At 69.9% G+C, this 16,773-nt stretch carries 16 protein-coding genes and 1 tRNA gene; 8 read left to right on the forward strand and 9 right to left on the reverse strand.

The window, feature by feature from the left end; all coding sequences use genetic code 11:
- Position 1 precedes the first annotated feature (1 nt).
- Together DEIMA_RS06615 and sdhC are read right to left on the reverse strand one after the other, a co-directional pair.
- On the reverse strand, positions 2-385 hold the full coding sequence (locus tag DEIMA_RS06615; protein WP_013556457.1) for a succinate dehydrogenase hydrophobic membrane anchor subunit: 384 nt from the start codon (positions 383-385) through the stop codon (positions 2-4).
- On the reverse strand, positions 385-765 hold the full coding sequence (gene sdhC / locus DEIMA_RS06620; RefSeq protein ID WP_076736853.1) for a succinate dehydrogenase, cytochrome b556 subunit: 381 nt from the start codon (positions 763-765) through the stop codon (positions 385-387). Before sdhC ends, DEIMA_RS06615 begins: the two co-directional genes overlap by 1 nt.
- A gap of 286 nt (positions 766-1,051) precedes the next feature.
- Between sdhC and speD the strand changes: the two genes are divergently transcribed.
- Positions 1,052-1,483: an S-adenosylmethionine decarboxylase gene (gene speD / locus DEIMA_RS06625; protein ID WP_013556459.1), complete on the forward strand. Its 432-nt coding sequence runs from the start codon at positions 1,052-1,054 to the stop codon at positions 1,481-1,483.
- A gap of 71 nt (positions 1,484-1,554) precedes the next feature.
- On the opposite strand, the gene DEIMA_RS06630 is transcribed toward speD, so the two are convergent.
- Positions 1,555-3,546, reverse strand: a complete 1,992-nt coding sequence (locus tag DEIMA_RS06630) for a protein kinase domain-containing protein (RefSeq protein ID WP_013556460.1) — start codon at positions 3,544-3,546, stop codon at positions 1,555-1,557.
- A 161-nt stretch (positions 3,547-3,707) separates the two neighbouring features.
- On the opposite strand from DEIMA_RS06630, the gene DEIMA_RS06635 reads away from it, so the two are divergent.
- Both DEIMA_RS06635 and DEIMA_RS06640 read left to right on the forward strand, forming a co-directional pair.
- Entirely contained in the window at positions 3,708-5,432 is a 1,725-nt protein-coding gene (locus DEIMA_RS06635; protein ID WP_043816525.1) for a hypothetical protein, read from the forward strand.
- A gap of 100 nt (positions 5,433-5,532) precedes the next feature.
- Positions 5,533-5,802 carry a hypothetical protein gene (locus tag DEIMA_RS06640; protein WP_013556462.1) on the forward strand — a complete coding sequence of 90 codons (270 nt, stop codon included), beginning with the start codon at positions 5,533-5,535 and terminating at the stop codon, positions 5,800-5,802.
- 54 nt (positions 5,803-5,856) lie between these two features.
- Here the strand turns inward: DEIMA_RS06640 and DEIMA_RS06645 are convergent, their stop codons facing one another.
- Entirely contained in the window at positions 5,857-7,359 is a 1,503-nt protein-coding gene (locus DEIMA_RS06645; protein WP_013556463.1) for a YifB family Mg chelatase-like AAA ATPase, read from the reverse strand.
- A 213-nt stretch (positions 7,360-7,572) separates the two neighbouring features.
- Between DEIMA_RS06645 and DEIMA_RS06650 the strand changes: the two genes are divergently transcribed.
- Positions 7,573-8,100, forward strand: coding sequence for an ankyrin repeat domain-containing protein (locus DEIMA_RS06650; RefSeq protein ID WP_013556464.1), 528 nt, complete (start codon positions 7,573-7,575; stop codon positions 8,098-8,100).
- Positions 8,101-8,150: 50 nt separating this feature from the next.
- Here DEIMA_RS06650 and DEIMA_RS06655 read toward each other — a convergent pair whose 3' ends face one another.
- The 4 genes from DEIMA_RS06655 to DEIMA_RS06670 all read right to left on the reverse strand — a co-directional run bounded on the left by DEIMA_RS06655 (position 8,151) and on the right by DEIMA_RS06670 (position 11,494).
- Entirely contained in the window at positions 8,151-8,762 is a 612-nt protein-coding gene (locus tag DEIMA_RS06655; RefSeq protein WP_013556465.1) for a DedA family protein, read from the reverse strand.
- A 36-nt stretch (positions 8,763-8,798) separates the two neighbouring features.
- Positions 8,799-9,065 carry a Sec-independent protein translocase subunit TatA/TatB gene (locus DEIMA_RS06660; RefSeq protein WP_013556466.1) on the reverse strand — a complete coding sequence of 89 codons (267 nt, stop codon included), beginning with the start codon at positions 9,063-9,065 and terminating at the stop codon, positions 8,799-8,801.
- Positions 9,066-9,193: 128 nt separating this feature from the next.
- Positions 9,194-11,134 carry a serine/threonine-protein kinase gene (locus DEIMA_RS06665; protein ID WP_013556467.1) on the reverse strand — a complete coding sequence of 647 codons (1,941 nt, stop codon included), beginning with the start codon at positions 11,132-11,134 and terminating at the stop codon, positions 9,194-9,196.
- A 138-nt stretch (positions 11,135-11,272) separates the two neighbouring features.
- Positions 11,273-11,494: a hypothetical protein gene (locus DEIMA_RS06670; RefSeq protein WP_013556468.1), complete on the reverse strand. Its 222-nt coding sequence runs from the start codon at positions 11,492-11,494 to the stop codon at positions 11,273-11,275.
- A gap of 189 nt (positions 11,495-11,683) precedes the next feature.
- On the opposite strand from DEIMA_RS06670, the gene murA reads away from it, so the two are divergent.
- Both murA and DEIMA_RS06680 read left to right on the forward strand, forming a co-directional pair.
- On the forward strand, positions 11,684-12,970 hold the full coding sequence (gene murA, locus DEIMA_RS06675) for a UDP-N-acetylglucosamine 1-carboxyvinyltransferase (RefSeq protein WP_013556469.1): 1,287 nt from the start codon (positions 11,684-11,686) through the stop codon (positions 12,968-12,970).
- Positions 12,971-13,073: 103 nt separating this feature from the next.
- The gene (locus DEIMA_RS06680; protein ID WP_013556470.1) at positions 13,074-13,592 is read left to right on the forward strand and encodes a DUF4388 domain-containing protein; all 519 of its coding nucleotides are present in this window, start codon (positions 13,074-13,076) and stop codon (positions 13,590-13,592) included.
- 66 nt (positions 13,593-13,658) lie between these two features.
- On the opposite strand, the gene DEIMA_RS06685 is transcribed toward DEIMA_RS06680, so the two are convergent.
- A complete protein-coding gene (locus tag DEIMA_RS06685; RefSeq protein ID WP_245528354.1) occupies positions 13,659-15,557 on the reverse strand; it encodes a peptidylprolyl isomerase in 1,899 nt (632 codons plus the stop codon).
- Positions 15,558-15,597: 40 nt separating this feature from the next.
- Here DEIMA_RS06685 and DEIMA_RS06690 point away from each other — a divergent pair.
- Together DEIMA_RS06690 and DEIMA_RS06695 are read left to right on the forward strand one after the other, a co-directional pair.
- A tRNA-Arg gene (locus DEIMA_RS06690) sits at positions 15,598-15,674 on the forward strand.
- A 157-nt stretch (positions 15,675-15,831) separates the two neighbouring features.
- Entirely contained in the window at positions 15,832-16,725 is an 894-nt protein-coding gene (locus tag DEIMA_RS06695) for an SIS domain-containing protein (RefSeq protein WP_013556472.1), read from the forward strand.
- The last annotated feature ends 48 nt before the right edge of the window (positions 16,726-16,773 follow it).

Below are 16,773 nucleotides of genomic sequence, written 5' to 3' on the forward strand. Positions count from 1 at the left end.
CTTACGCGTGGTACGTGAACAGGCCGATGGTGCCGAGCGTGAAGATCGACGCGACGACCGTGTAGAACACGCCTTTCACCCAGAACCGGTTCGGGCGGGAGCGGATGTAATCCTCGATGCTGTAGCGCGCGCCGTTCACGCCGTGCAGCGTGGCGAGCAGCAGGATCAGGAAGTCGTAGAACTTCCAGGCGGGCTGCGCGAGCTTGTTCACGACCGCGTCGAAGGTCGCGTCGCTCTCGCTGACCTGAATGAAGGTCATGTACACGTGCCCCAGCACCAGGAACACCAGCAGCACGCCGCTGATGCGCATGAAGATCCACCAGTTCAGCTCGGCGTTCGTGTGCGACGCCATTTTCGCGTCCTGATACGTTTTCGCGCGGAGCATCAGTAGCCTCCCAGGATGCGCGGCACGACCTTGTACGCCGTGTACGCGGTGCCGATCAGCGACAGGACCAGCACGGCGTACCACATCTGCCGCTGGTACGCGACGCCCGCGCCCGCGAAGTCCATGACCACGATGCGCAGCCCGTTCAGGCTGTGGTACAGGATTCCGCCGGTCAGGGCGATCAGGCCCACGCGGAACAGCCAGAAGTCATACATCTCGTGAACGGCCATGTACGCGCCCTCGCCGAAGACGTGCAGGCTGATGCTCACGATGTGAAGTAACAGGTACAGCAGGATCGCCAGACCCGACAGGCGGTGGAGGTAAAACGCCCACTGCCCTTCTCTGCCTCGGTACATTCTGAAATCCTCCTTGAGATTCATCCTCCGCCACAACGCCTCCGTGTGGCGACAATCGGGTGACAGCCGGAACGCTCACCCGACCGTAAGGCGGGCCGGTCCGGGGCGCTGAACCCCGCTTGAGCGTCGTCTCATGCGGCGTAACCAAAGAGCAGAATACCACCCCATGTGGCACCCGCTGTAGCGCGGCTTCCAAGGTTGTCACGGCGACGGTAACATGCGTCGCACTGCGCACGCCACGCTCGCGCCCACACGCAGGCCCCGTCCGTATAATCAGCGGGTGCGCGCCCCACGGCGCCGGAGGTCCCCCTTGCATCTATTCGGTTTCGGCCCGCACCTCACCATCGACGGGCAGCACGCCAGCAGTGACCGCCTCGCGGACCCCGCCCACCTGGGCAACGCCCTCACGGCCGCGCTGCGCGTCGTCACCCCCCACGCCGACGCCACCGCCACCGTCTACGCCGTGCCCGGCGGCCTCAGCGGCGTCATCACAGCCGGCGACGCGCACATCGCCGTGCACGCCTTTCCTAGCCACGCCACCTTCAGCGCGGACGTGTTCGCCTGCCACGACTACGACGCGCAGGCCGTCCTGACCGCCCTCACCGACGCCTTCGACGCCGGCCGCTTCGAAGCGCACGCCAACCACCGCGGCAAGGAATACCCCCGCGACGCCCAGCAGTTGCGCGCCCTGCTCGACGGCGAACGCCTGTACATCCAGGCGCGCCTGGGCCTCGCGCCCTGAGCCCGCCCCAAGGGCCCTCATGAAAGGAGAGGCGCGTCCGGTGACCCCGGACGCGCCTCTCCTTTCGCCGTTCAGCGCGGCTGACGTTCAATCAGCGCCATCGCCTGCACCGGCGCGTACATGTCCCGTGACGACACCAGGTCGCCGCCCGTGCTGAAGATGCGCAACATCTGACCGCCCTGACGCGCCGCGTACAACTGCCCGCGCGCGTCCACCTGCATTAGCCACGGCGCGTCGTTCGGTTCGCCCACCATGCTCTCCAGGGTGAACGACTGGCCGGGCGCGCCGTCCGCGTCGATCTTCCGCACCTTGCGGGCCAGGGCGTCCACGATGTACACCCCACCAGCGGCGTCCACGCCCAGGCCGTCCAGCGGACGCAGCTCATCACTGTTGCGGTCCTTGCGGAACGCGTAGCGCGTCACGTACTCCCCGGTCACGCGCAGACGCTGCACCTCGTTAAGTGCCGTGTCCAGGACCAGCAGGTCCCCGTTCGACGCCGCCGCGAGCGCGCGCGGACGCTCGAACGTCCCCTGCCCGCTTCCGCGCCCGCCTACACGGCGCACGAACCGGCCCTGCGCGTCATACGTGACGACTTGTACCGTCTCCGCGTCCAGCACGTGCACGAGGTCCCCGTGCACCGCGATGCTGATCGGGTGCAGCAGTCCCTCCGGGCCCAGCCCGTACGTCCCGAACGCCGCGAGTTCCCGGCCGTCTTGGTCCATCTTGCGCACCAGCGGCGCGTCCTGCTTCCCGGAGCGGTACTCCAGCACCGTGGCGTACAGGAACTCCCCGATGCTCGCCAGGGCGTTCGGCGCGGTCGGCAGCGCGCCGCCCGTGTCGCGCAGGCTCGCGCGCAGCTTGCCTTGCAGGTCCAGCAGGCGCAGCGTGCCGCGCTTCTCCTGCACGCTCATCGCGAGCGCCACCGGGTCGGTGAACGCGTCCTCGCCCAGCAGGCCCGCGTCGATGCGCGCGATCACGTTGTCGAGCGTCGGACGCGCCGCCGGGTCCTTCTCGATCATGTTCAGGATCAGGTCGTTCAGCTTGCCGGGCACCTCCAGACGCACCTGCTTCGGCGGTTTCGGCGACTCGAACACCTGCTGGTGCACGACTGCCTCGTAACTGCCCTTGAACGCCGTCTGCCCCGTGACCATCTCGTACATCAGCAGCCCGAGCGAGTACACGTCGCTGCGGGCGTCCACGCGGTTTCCCTTCGCCTGCTCCGGCGCCATGTAGATCGGCGTGCCGACGCGCGCGCCCGTCATGGTGAGGCGCGTCAGGACCTTCCCGACCGCAATGCCGAAGTCCATAAGCTTCACGCCGCCCTCGCGCAGCTTCCCGCTGTCGAGCGCGCCGCGCAGCACCATCACGTTCGCGGGCTTGATGTCGCGGTGCACGATGTTCGCCGCGTGAATGTGCCGCAGCGCGTCACTGAGCGCCCGCAGGATCTGCACGCTTTCCGAGAAGCCGAACTGCCGCTCCTCCAGCAGCGCCTCCAGGCTGTCGCCGTCGAGGTACTCCATGGCGATGTAATGCTCGTCCTCGGTGGCCTTGTAGTCGTACACGCGCACGATGTTCGTGTGATCGAAACGCTTGAGGACCTCCGCCTCACGGTAAAAACGCTTCACGAACTTCGCGTCCGCGAGGTACTTCTCCTGCGGGACCTTCAGCGCGACCGTCCGCCCGTCCGTTTTGCGCCGCGCGCGGTACACGCTGCCCATCCCGCCGATGCCGATGCGGTCCAGCACGTCGTACTCCCGGAACGACACGTCCGTGACGGTGGTCGGCGTTTTCGGCGTGCGCGGCATCGGGCGGCGCGGCGCCGCCTTGTTCCCGCGCCGCCGGAACGCCAGCGGCCCCAGCGGCACCAGCGCCCCGCCAGCCAGCGCCGCCGCGGCCACCAGCGTCCCCTGCGCGCGGTTCGCGCCGCCCAGGAACACCAGGGCCGCCGCGACCGCCACGGCCAGCACGGCCCACGCCACCGCGAGCACCCGTTCCGGCACGCGCAGCAGCAGCAGCAGCGCCGCCACGAACAAGGACAGCAGCAGCAGCAACCCGAGCGCCATCAGCGCGCCCGCCCGATTATGCCCGCGCCAGGCGCGCGCTCTGCGGTGAACATCAAGACCATATAAACGTAGCTTAGCGTTTCGCCCTGCCCGCCCGCTCGCGAAAAACCACCGAAATGCCCACTACGTCCTCGCTGCGGCGCACCCGTTACACTGTGGGCGTGGATCACTGGGCGGAACTCGTGGAACTGTTTGAGTATAAGGTCGCCGACCTGCTCGCGGACCGCCTGCCGCGCGGCGGGCGCCGCTCCGTCGGCGAACTGCGGGACCTCCTGATCGGCGCGCCGCTCGACAGCGCCCTGCTGCGCCGCTTCCTGCAGACGGACCGGCAATGGCGGCAGTACACCCGCGTGAGCCGCACCGCCCCCGTCGTGAGCAGCTCACCCAGCACGCCGCTCGGCCACTGGGAGGCCACCAGCCGCCCGGAAGACGCCGAGCAGCGCGTCATGCAGGCGCTCGCGCAGGCCGCGTGGCGTGAGCGCCTGCGTGGCCGCGTCGCCCGGCAGGCCGACACCTGGACGCGCGAACCCGGACGCGTCACGCTGCGCGCCCTGCACGCGCTGAACGTCAACCTCGAACGCGGCGGCCTGAAGTACGCCGTGCCCGCCGAGGACGACCCGCTCGTGTCCCTCGGCAACCCCGAAACGGCCACGCGGGAACTGCACGACCTGCTCACGCGCCTGCTCGAACCCGGCGGCCTGGAACGCGCGCGCTCCATGACGACCGAGATCGCGCACAACCCCTACCCCCGCGACCCGAACGACGCCGACCGCGAGGCGCGCATCCGTGCCCTCGACCGCGAGCCGCTCTCCCACGAGGAACGCACCGCCATGATTCGCCGCATCCTCGGCGAGCGCGGCGAGCGTCCGCCCACCGAGCGCGCGCAGATCCGCGCGGCGCTCGGACGCGGCCTGCAGTTCTTCGAGGACCTCATTCCACCCTCGCAGGGGGGACGAGGGGACGGCCTGCCCACCGTGGCGGGCATCCTGCACGCGCAGAACGCCGATCGGCGCATCACCGAGGTCGACACGCGCAGCAGCACGCTCGCCACGCGCCTGTACGGCCCCGGGGAGGTCCGCTGGCACGGCCTGCACGTCACGTGGCAGGCCACGACGGGCGGGGCGTGGCAGCTGATGATCGATCAACACGCACTGGACCTCACACCGCAGCCCGGCAAGCCCGCCACGATTGCGAGCGGCAGCCGCGCCGGTCCTGTATACGCTGCCACTGACGGCACGTACCTGCTGCTGGTGCTGGACGTGCCGCCCGCCACCGGCCTGCAGGCCCTGCTCGCCCGCGCACGTACCGTGTCGGCCCTGCTCGAAAGCGAAGACGATTACCTGAACCTGCGCCTCGCCCGCGCGGTCGCGCAGCGCTTCCGCGAAGGCCGCGTGGACGCCGCGAGCGTCAGCGCCGCCACCGCCGTGAAGTACCACGCCGCCCCGCCGGACACGCTCCTCGCGTTTGCCCGCAAAGGCGCCGACAGCCTGATCGCCCGTGCTGAACAGCTCGACGCATCCACCTTCCAGGACGCCTTCCAGATGGCCGCCATGGCCCTCGGATGCCCCCCGGCACGCGCCGCGTACCTGCTCGAGCTGCTGCGCCAGGCGGTCGACCCCCCCGCACTCGTCACGGCCGAAACGGCGGTGCGCACCGGGCAGGAAGTCCTGGCGGTCACGTACCGCGACGAGCCGATCACCGTGGAGGTCGCGGGGCGCCCCGTCACGCTGCTCAGCAACTACAACGGCGACCTCGTCGTCGCGCTGCCCGGCATGCCTGCCGCGCCCGTCCGCGACCTGCTGGTCGTCCCGTTGCCCACCGGCGGCCTGCTGGTCGCCCGCCAGAGCGCCCGCCTGATGATCGGCTTCCAACCCCGGTACGCCTGAGCCACCCGCGCGGACGGCGTGAAGGGCCACTGAAGGGCGCATGAACCTGCCTGCACCGCCCCTTCAGGCCCGTCACGCGCGCCGCGCCTACCGTAAACGCATGAGCGACAACAGATACGGCGACGCCCCCCTTGGCCGCAGCGTGGAGGACGTCGAACAGGACAACGAGAACCTCGTGAACTCCAGTCTGCAGGGCGAGGACGTCCGCAGCCGCGACGACGGCCTGCCCGCCGCCGTCATTCCGATTCCGAGCGGCCCCAGCGGCAGCGCCGTGCCCGCCGTGATCGCCAACCCCGACCGCCTTGATGGCCGCGGCGACGCCGGCCCGAACGATGGCCGAGGCGGCAAGCAGACCGACACCAGCGAGTAACGCACCGCCGCGCCCCGAGGCCACTCGGGGCGCGGTCATGAGGCGCCGCCTCAATCAGGTGGCCAGATCACGTGGTCGGTAACTTACGGCCGCGGCCAGGTGCGCCTCGGTGATGTCCGGGTGCCCGGCCAGGTCCGCAACCGTCCGCGCCACGCGCAGCACCCGGTCGAAACTGCGTCCCGTGAGCCCCAACGTGCGCGCGGCTGCCCGCACGAACGCCTCCGGCCCCGGCCCCAGCCGCGCGTGCGCCTGCAACGCCTGTCCCTGCAGCAGCGCGTTGCGTTCGCCCTGCCGTGCCAGCATCCGCTCCCGCGCCCGCAGCACCCGGCCACGCACCTTCGCGCTCGGCTCGCCCGGCGCGGCGCGCGTCAACTCATCCACAGTCAGGCGTGGCACGCGCACCACCAGATCAATGCGGTCCAGCAGCGGCCCGCTTAAGCGACCTGCGTACCGAGCGCGTTCGCCCGGCGTGCAGGTGCACGGCCGCTCGGCATCCCCGAAGTACCCGCACGGGCAGGGGTTCATGGCGCTCAGCAGCTGGAAACGCGCCGGGTACTGCACGGTCGCGCGCGCCCGGCTGATCGTGACCGTCCCCTCCTCCAGCGGCTGACGCAGGGTTTCCAGCGCTTTGCGGCTGAACTCCGGGAACTCGTCGAGGAACAGCACGCCGCGGTGCGCGAGGCTCACCTCGCCGGGCTTGGGGACGCTGCCTCCGCCGATCAGGCCGGCGTCACTGACGGTGTGGTGCGGCGCGCGGTACGGGGGGGTGGTGAGCAGGCCCTCGCGGCCGGACAGCAGCCCGGCGGCGCTGTGGATGCGTGTGACGTCCAGCGCCTCGGCGCGCGTGAGGGGCGGCAGCAGCCCGGGGGCGCGGCGGGCCAACATGGTCTTCCCGCTGCCTGGCGAGCCGACCATCAGGAGGTTATGTCCGCCGGCCACGGCGATTTCCAGCGCGCGTTTGCCGGCCGTCTGCCCCTTGATGTCGAGCAGGTCCAGCAGCGTGTCCTCGGGCGGGGTGGGCGTGGGCGGCGTCGTGAGCGGCAGGGGCGCCTCGCCGCTGAGGTGCGCCACGGCGTCCCGCAGGGTGGACGCGCCGTACACACGCGCGCCGTCGATCAGGGCGGCTTCCTCGGCGTTCGCGAGGGGCAGCAGCACGTCCGCACCGACCTCGGCGGCGCGCAGGGCGAGGTTTACGGCGCCCGCCACGGGCCGCAGGGACCCGTCGAGCGCGAGTTCCCCGGCGATCAGCACGCCGCCGAGCGCGCTGGTGGGCAGCAGGTCCTGCGCGGCCAGGACGCCCAGGGCGATTGGAAGGTCGAACAGTGGGCCTTCCTTGCGCAGGTCCGCAGGCGCGAGGTTCACGGTGATGCGGGCCGTGGGGAACGGCAGGCCGCTGTTGCGCACGGCGGCGCGGACGCGTTCGCGTGCCTCACTGAGCGCCTGATCCGGCAGGCCGACAATGGCGAAGGCGGGCAGGCCCGGGGAGACGTCCACCTCGACGGTCACGGGCACGGCGTTCACGCCGATCAGGGCGACGCTGGTGGTCCGCGCGAGCATTCAGTGTCCTGCGGTCCGTGCAGGCGCGGAAGGGACGACCGGGAGGGTGGGCGCGGAATTCACGTGGGAAGCCTAGCACCCACGTCCGCGCCGCCCACGCGAATGTGCGGGCAGGGGTGCGTCAAAGCCGCTCGTCCTTACAGACGGGGCCGGGCGCTGGTTGTCAGGCTGATCGGCGACGCGGCGACACCTGCCGCCCACGAAGGAGACACCATGCATGATCAAGCGGACACCCCTACGGCCCCTGTGGACGACGAGACCCTGAACTTCCTGCATGCCGTGCTGGACGCCGTGCGCGCCGGTAACGCGGCGCAGCTCACGCCGCTGCTGGAGCGCGGACTGCCCGCCAACCTGCGCAGTTCGAAGGGCGACAGCCTGTTGATGCTCGCCAGCTACCACGGGCACCACGAGGTTGCGGGTCAGCTGCTCGCGCACGGCGCGGACCCCGAGCTTCAGAACGACCAGGGGCAGACGCCACTGCTGGCCGCGGCGTTCCGCGGGGACCTGGGCATGACAGCGTTGCTGCTCGACGGTGGCGCCGACGTGAACGGCGCGGGCGGGGACGGCCGCACCGCGCTGATGATGGCCGCCATGTTCGGGCGGACCGACGTGATGGAGGCGCTGCTGAACCGCGGCGCGGACCTGCACGCCCGGGACGCGGGCGGGCACACCGCGCTCGACGCGGCGCGCCGCATGGGCGCGCACGAGGCCGTCACCTTCCTGGAAGGCCGGCTCGCCTGAACGCCGCGGGCGGGCGGGGGACGCCCCCGCCCGCCCGCGGCCCCGTGCCCTCAGGACGAGCGCGAGCGGCGATGACGGCGCAGCAGCTCCAGCACCACCGGCACGAACGACAGGACCAGCACCGCGCCGATGATCAGCAGGATGTACTTGTCGAGGACGTCGTGGGGAATGACGCGGCCCAGCAGGTACCCGGCGAGCGGCACCCCGACGCCCCACAGCAGCGCGCCCACCAGCGAGTGCAGCGCGAACACGCGGAAGTCCATGTTCAGCGTGCCCGCCAGGGTCGGCACGATGGTCCGCACGATCGGGATGAAGCGGGCGAGCACGATGGTCTGCGTGCCGTGCGTCTCGAAGTACGCGCGCGCCTGCTCGACGTACTCCGGTCGGAAGAACCGGCTCTGCCGCGCGAAGATGGCTGGCCCGAACGCCCGGCCGATCCCGTAGCCGCACAGGTTCCCGAGCAGTGCGAGCACGCCGGTGAGCGCCATGATCACCCCGATGTTCAGGTCGCCGCGCGCCGCGAAGATGCCGGCGGTGATGAGCAGGCTGTCGCCCGGCAGGAAGAAGCCGAGCAGCAGCCCGGTTTCCGCGAAGATGACGCCGCCGAGGCCGACGTACGAGAACGTGCGGAGCAGGTACTCCGGATCGAGGAAGCTCGCCATGACCGCATGATTCTACCGGGCGCGCCGCCCGGCCGGTCAGGCGCGGCGGTCGTCGGTGCTGGCTGGCTCGACCTGAACGGGTTCAGGTTTGACGGTCACGACTGTTTGGGTCGTGGCGGCTTTGGCGGGGGGGGCGTCCTTGAAGCTGGCGTCGAGTTCGTCCTTGAGGCCCTGCGTGCCTTCACGGAATGAGCGGATGCCCTGCCCGAGGCTCTTGCCGAGCTCCGGGAGTTTCTTCGGGCCGAATACCAGCAGGGCGATCACCAGGATCAGCAGAATTTCCGGAAAACCGAGGTTGGGCATGCGTAGTTCCTCCTGCGCGCGGTGCGTGGCGATGGCTCAGGCGGCCCGCCCGGGGCGGCGCGCGCACTCACGGTTCAGTCTACGGCGCGTGCGCCGCGCTGAACCGGGACAAAATGCTGACGCTCCCTTCACGTTGTGAGGGGCTGCCCGGTCGCCTCTCGGTACGCGCGCAGCGTGCCGTCCATGAACGCCACGTACAGCGCGCCGTCGGACACGAGCGGCGTCGCCTGCACGCCGGTGGGGTGCAGGGCCCGCCAGCGGACCTGCCCGCGCGTGAGCGTCAGCGCGCTGAGTTCGCCGTCCTCGGTGGCGAGGAACACGTGCCCGTCGGAGATGACGGGGCTGGCCGTCACGCGCCCGCTCGCGCGGTGCGTCCACACCTCCTCGCCGTCCAGGACGCGCAGAGCGCGCACCTGTCCGTCCCAGGCGGCGATCACCACGAGGCCCTCGGCGGTGGCGGGCGACGCCCACACCTCGCCTTCCACGTCGTACGTCCACAGCAGCGGCTCGTCCGCGGCGAGGTGCGCGCGGCCCTGCCGGACCTGCAGGTGCAGGGCGTGCACTTCGCCGTTCCAGGTGGGCACGATCAGGACCGCTTCGCCGCGCCCGCGGGGAGCGAGGGCGGGCGTGGCGTGGACCGTGCCGAGCTGCGTCTTGAAGACGGGCGTGCCGGTGGTGGCGTCGAGGGCGTGCAGCCAGCCGTCCTCGTCGGCAATGAAGACGTTCGAGCCCCACACGACCGGCGACGCCGCGATGGGTCCACCCGTGCGGTACGCCCAGGCGAGTTCGCCGGAGTCGCCGTCGACGCTGTGCAGGTGGCCGTCGCGGCTGGTGACGAGGTACCGTCCGCCCCAGGGGGTGGGCGTGCCGGTGATTTCCGCGCGCGTCTGGTGCCGCCAGAGCTCATGGCTGTCCTGCACGCGAACGCGCCGCAGCGTGCCGTCCCACGCGCCGTACACGAGCGTGCCCTCGTGGAACGTGGCGGGGGCGGTCACCTCGTCGCGGGCCGTGTAGGTGGCGTGCAGGTCGCCGCTGACGTTCACGACGGCCAGCTGCCCCTGGCGGGTTCCGACGGTCACGAGCGGGCCGCTGCCGGTGACGGCAGCCGGCCACGTGACCTCCCCGCCGAGCGGCACGGCCCACGCTTCTTGCAGCGCGCCCGGGCTGAGTGGCCCGCCGAGGTGCTCGCCGCCGCGCGCGCGCCCGCCACGGTACTGGCCGCTGCTGTGTGCGCGGCGCAGCAGGTCCCGGGCGCGCTGCAGCTGCCGTGCGAGCCGCAGGCCGCTTTCGGGTCGCGCTTCCGGTTTCTTGGCGAGCAGAGTGAGGATCAGGCGCGCGATCTCGTCGGGCACGGCGGGGTTGTGCAGGCGCGGGTCGTCCGGGAGTTCGTACACGTGCTGGTACAGGACGCTCTGGTCGTTGTCGCCGACGAATGGCGGGCTGCCGCACGCCACGCGGTACAGCACGGCGCCGAGCGCGTACAGGTCGCTGTGCGGGCCGACGTTCACGCCGCGCGCCTGCTCGGGTGCCATGTACTGGGGTGTGCCGAGCGTCACGCCGCTGCGCGTGAGGTGCAGGGTGTGCTCGCTCATGCCGGACGACACCAGCCCGAAGTCCATGACGCGGGGCGTGCGGTGCGCGTCGAGCAGGATGTTGTTCGGCGTGAGGTCCCGGTGCACGAGGCCGCGGTCGTGCAGGTGGTGCAGCGCCTGCGCGATCAGCGTGGCGGCGTCGAGGAACACCTCGGCGCTTTCCGGTGTGTCCTCGAGCGGGCCGAGGGTGCTGAGCGGGCCGCCGCTGAGCAGCGGCATGCTGAAGAATGTGCGTCCCTCGAAGGTGCCGAGGTCGAGGATGCTGACGACGCCTGGGTGCGCGAGGCGCGCGAGGGTGCGAATTTCCCGTTCGAAGCGGGTTCGGTCGGCGGGGTGCACGTGGTCATGCAGGATTTTCACGGCGACGTCCCGTCCGAGGCGTTCGTCGTGCGCGCGGTACACCTTGGCGCTGCCGCCTTCGCCCAGCAGGTCCTGCAGCACGTAACGCTGGTCGAGGCGGGCGTCCAGAAGGTCCACGTCCGAAGTGTACCGCGCACGTGAATGCCGGGCCTGCTGAGTGGGGGAGAGCCCCGCTGAATAAGGGGCTCAGGTGGAGGAACCTGTCCTGAACGGAAGCGCGGCCCCGGATGCTCCGGGGCCGCGCTTCCGCGACGTTCAGTCGTCGCGGACTTCGTCTTTTTCGAGCAGGGCCCGGTAGTCGTCCAGGAGGGCGTCCTCACCCATTTCGCGCGCGATCTTCTCGATGGCGAGGCGCACGACTTCGCTCTTGGAGATCAGCCGTTCCGGGCTCGACAGCTCATACGCGGTCTTGGTAAGCAGGGCGTCCTGCTCGTCCGAGATGACCACCTGCAAGCGTTTTCGTTCCTTTTTCGGCATGGCGTGACTCCTGTAACGAAGCTCAGCCTAACACGCATCGTGAGTAGGCTCAACATCATCCTTTAGATCCACAGGGGCGCGCTAGACGCTCGTGAGTACCATGTGTAAGATGCGTAAGACGAAATCGCCCTGCGCGGTTCGCATCACCCAACCATTATCGGCGCGCCGCGCCGCCCTGAAAGGAATGTCATGCTTCACCTCACCCCCCTGCACATCATCGGCGGTCAACCCCTCCGCGGCGACTACCACGTTCAACCCAGCAAGAACGCCGCTCTGCCGATCATTGTGGGGAGCCTCCTCAGCGCCGAGCCCATCACGCTGCATGGCATTCCGCGCCTCAGCGACATCTACACCATCCTGGAGATCGTCGCGCACCTCGGCACCCGCCACGCCTGGACCGGCCCGAACAGCCTGATGCTGCACACGCCGGAGCTCACCAGCACCGAAACGCCGTACGCGCTCGTCAGCAAAATGCGCGCCAGCTTCATCATCCTCGGCGCGCTCGTGGCCCGCGCCGGCGAAGCGACCGTCAGCATGCCCGGCGGCTGCGCGTTCGGTCACCGCCCCGTCGACCAGCACGTCAAGGCCCTGCGCGCCCTCGGCGCCACGGTCAAGGAAGAAGGCGGGAACTTCCAGGCCGAACGCCCCGAGCCGCTCCAGGGCAACTTCATCTTCGAGATGCTCACGGTCGGCGCCACCCAGAACGCTATCCTCGCCGCCGCGCTCGGTGAAGGCACCGTCACCCTCGAAAACGCCAGCATCGACACGGACGTCGTCGACCTCGCGAATTTCCTGAACAGCCTCGGCGCGGACATCCAGGGGGCCGGCACCAACACCATCACCGTGAACGGCGTCAAGAGCCTGCGCGGCGGTGAATACACCGTCATTCCCGACCGCATCGAAGCCGGCACCATCATGATCGCCGCGGCCGCCACCCGCAGCCAGCTGCGCCTCACGAACGTCCGCCCGGAGCACGTGCGCGCCGTCAGCGCCAAGCTGAGCGAAATGGGCGTGCGCATCCTCGAAACGCACGACACGCTGCTCGTGGACGCCGCCGGGATCGACTTGAAACCCGTGAACGTCACCGCGCAGGCGTACCCCGGCTTCCCCACCGACGTGCAGCCTCAGATGAGCGCCCTGCTCACCACTGTCCCCGGCGCGAGCGTCGTCGTGGACCCCGTGTACCCGGACCGCCTCACGCACGTCGTGGAACTGCAGCGCATGGGCGCCAAAATCACCGTCAGCGAGCACACCCAGGTGATCCAGGGGGCCACGCTGCACGGCGCGCCCGTGAAGGCCGCCGACATCCGCGCCGGCGCGGCACTGTTCGTGGCCGCGCTCGCCGCCGAGGGGGAAACCACCATCGACGGCATGCAGTACGTGAACCGCGGGTACGAGCGCCTCGCCGAGCGCCTGCGCAGCGTCGGCGCGCAGGCCCACCAGCCCGAACCCGCCCTCGCCAGCGCAATGGACTGAGCGCCCCCGGCGCCCCGAGGTGGCCACGCCCCGTGCGTGGCCACCTCGTTCATGAAATGCCCCCCAGACCTCAGGGCCCGCCGCTGGAGTACACTGGGCGCACATGCTTACCGGAAGCCTCACGGAGTTCCCGTTCCTTGGCGTATTGCAAATGTTGCTCAACAGCGGCCGCAGCGGCCTTCTGCGCATCAACAATGCGCGCGCCGGCGACCTGTACCTCGAGAACGGCGAGGTCGTGCACGCCACCGCGTTCGGCCGAGCCGGCAACGACGCGCTGGACATCGTCGCCAGCGGTGCCGGCGGGCAGTTCACGTTCGAGCGGGGCGTCAACCCGCCCGAACGGACCATCCAGCAGCGCCGTGACGCCCTGCTGCAACGCCTGTGGCAGGACGGCGAAGCCTGGACGCCCCTCAACGCCGCCTTCCCCGACTGGGATCGCGGCGTGCGCTTCACGTCCGCCTGGAACGAGCAGATGCCCGTCACGCGCGCGCAGTACCGCGCACTCAGCCTGGTCGGGCGCGGCACGCTCGGCGGCATGATCGCCAGCAGCAACGTCACCCCACGTGAACTGCTCAACACCCTCCGGCCCTTCGTGCAGGCCCGCCTCATCGAAGTGGTCTGAACCCCGCACGCACCCAGCAGCATACAGAGGAGGCCGGGCGTACGCCCGGCCTCCTCTGCTGAGGCTTTACTTGTTGGTGGTGCCCGAGGTGCCGCCCGTGGCGGGCGTGGTGCCCTGCGCGGCGCCGCTCGTGCCGGTGCCACCCGCGGGCGTCGTCTTCGGCGCCTGCGCAGCCACGCGCTTCTCCTGCGCGGCCAGCACCTTGTCGAGGGACTTAGTGATCTTCAGGCCCTTGAGTTGCGCCTGCAGGTACGCCTGACCCGCCTGGGTGCGCGCTTCCTGCAGCAGCGTCTCGCGCACCTGATCGCTCACTTCGCTGAGCGGCTTCGTGCTGCCGCGCACCAAGTCGCGGACGTACGCGAGGCTGAAGCGGCCGTTGACTTCCACGACGTCGCTGAGGCTGCCCTCACCGGCGGGCTCCAGGCGGCCGGCGTCGTACACGGCCTTGTCGAGCAGCGGGTTCAGCTTCGGCTGGCCGCTCTGGTCAGCCTGACCCTGCTGCACGGTGCCGAGTTCGTTCACGGTGCCGCCGGCGCGCGCGGCGCTGCTGGAGAGGTTCTTGGGGCTGGCGGCGAACGCCGTACGGAACGCCAGGGCCTTCTCGCGCGACGCGAAGCTGATCTCGCTGATGTTCGCGCTGGCCGGCGTGCGGTACGCACTGATGTTCTTCTGGTACGCGTCGCGCACCTGCGCGTCCGTGATCTTCACGTCACGCGCGCCGTACGCTTCCAGGCTCGCGAGGAGCGCCGTGCGCGACCCGACGAGCGGCAGCTTCTGCGCCTTCACAATCTCGCTGGCAGCGTACTCGTTCACGAGCGTATCGAGCACGCCCGGCTTCACGAAGCCGTTCACGGTTTTTGCCGCGTCGGCCGGGGGGAGCTGCTGCAGCAGCGCCGGCAGCTGCTGGTCGCTGAGCATGCGCGTCAGCAGTTCCGGGTAGCGGACGCGCTGATCGTTCACGGTCGCGACCGTCGAGTCATCCCACTTCCAGGCGCTGTCCACGAACTCCACGTTCGCTTTGTTGCGCAGGTCCGTGTACCACGCCTCCACGGCGGCGTCCTGCTTCTGTTTCGTGACGGCGTCGATGGCCTTGCTGCGCACCGCCTCGAAGGGCTGGGTGCTGGCAGGCACGAAGCGCTCCACCTTCACGATGTAGAACTTGTCGCCGCTCTTGACCACGTCGGTCAAGCCGCCCTGCGTGAGCGCGAACGCCGCTTCGCCCACTTCGGCGGGCAGGGTGATCTTCGCGACGGGTTTCGGTTCGCCATTCTCGATCGGGCCGAGCGCGCCGCCGCGGTCCTTGTTGACGGTGCTGTTTTCGCTGGCGAGCTTCGCGAAGTCCGCGCCGCCCTTGGCCTGCGCGAGCAGCTGCTTCGCCTTGGCTTCGCTGCTCACGGCGATCTGGCGGCCCACGATGCGCGCCTCGCTCTTGAACTCGTCCGGGTGCAGCGTGTAGTACAGCTGCGCTTCGGCGGGCGTGCCTTTGGGCGTGGCGTCCTGCAGCGCCTTGAGTTTCTTCTGCCACGCGAGCTGCGTGCGCTGCGCTTCACGGAACGACGCGTCCGTGAACCCGTACTGCTGCAGGCGGTCCACCCACTCCTTGTTGCTCTTGAGGCCGAGCTGCTCGCGGAGTTTGCTGACGGCGTCGTTCACTTCCGCGCGCGACACCTGCTGGTCGCTGGCGCCCTGCTTTAGCAGCGTCTCCTGCACCTTGCTTTCGACGATCGCCGTTTTGAAATCGTCGCCGAGAACGCCGTCTTGCGTGAGGCCCAGCACCGGGTTGCCGCGGCGCACCGACTCCAGGTCCTGGTCGGTAATCACGGTCCCGTTGACCTTCACTGCGGGGTTCCCCTTGTTCTGCCCGCCCAGGTTGCCGAGCAGCGGCGTGAACGACGCCACCATCCCCAGCACCAGCATCACCGCCAGAACGATGAGCAGGACGCGCACCAATGCTTTCTGATTCACTTGTATTCCTCCCTGGAGCATGCTAATTTGGCAAAGCTTTGCGCCCGTAGCTCAGTTGGATAGAGCGTTGGCCTCCGGAGCCAAAGGTCGAAGGTTCGAATCCTTTCGGGCGCGCCACGAAAACACCACCCTCGGGTGGTGTTTTTTGCGCTCATAGACGTGCACGCGCCAGATTCTAGCATGCGTGAAACGAGCCGCATGAAACGCCTGCATCTGCACCACGCCGCACTTTTTGTCACCATCCCCCTCCGGTGACCATGCAAGGATGAACCCCATGAATCTCACCGACACCCTGCTCGCCCTGCCCGGCAGCTACGCCGGACCGACCGCGCCGCTGGACGGCCCGCACGCCGTCCTCGGCCTCGGCGAGGGCGCCCTGCCCGCCGACCTCCTCACCACCTTCACGGACCGCCGACTGAGCGCGGGCGGCACGCAATTCATCCTCAGCAGCGCCGAAACGAGCGTCGCCGCTGCCGACTACGCGAACCTCGGTGAGGCGAGCGGCGCCCGCATCGTCCGCGCCGGCGAAGGCCCCCTCGACGCCCTCAGCTTCCTCGTGCCGCGCGGCGTGACGAGCACCTACCACTACGCGCAGTTCACGGCGCACGCCACCGGCCACGCGGACGCCGCCACCCGCGCGGACGCCCTGATGCGCGACCTCGCGGAGCGCTGCGCGCCGCACATCGAGGACGGCAACCCCGCGCGGGAACTCGCGTGGAGCCTGTGGGGCCGCACGCCCATGCTGCTCGCCGCGAGCGGCGACGCGTGGCTCACGTACGCCTGGCAGACGCTGCTCGCCCGCATCGGCAAGACCCTGTCCATCCCGGTGGAACGCGACCCGCTGTACATCCTGACCGGCGCGTTCGAGGCGCGGCACGAGACGGGTGACGGGCGCGTCGCGCTGCTGCTCGGGCACGTCGACCCGGAACTGGCCCTCGCGCGCGAGGTGCTCGAAACCCGCATCGACGAGGTCATTCACGTCCCGTACACCGGCAGCACCGACGACGAGGACGGGCAGTACGCCGCGCAGCTCGCGCACTGGTACTTCGCGGCGTGGGTCGCGCACTACCTCGCGGAGCGTCACGGCGTGAGCAGCGAGGACGCTTCGCCGCTGCGCGAGGTCCTGCGCACCCTGGGGGGTGAAACGCCCGCCGCGGACCTGAACTGACCGGGAAGGGTGGAGGCGGGGCGCACTGCGCCCCGCCTCCACCTGTAG

Origin of the sequence: Deinococcus maricopensis DSM 21211 (assembly GCF_000186385.1) — a bacterium.
Lineage (GTDB): Bacteria > Deinococcota > Deinococci > Deinococcales > Deinococcaceae > Deinococcus_B > Deinococcus_B maricopensis.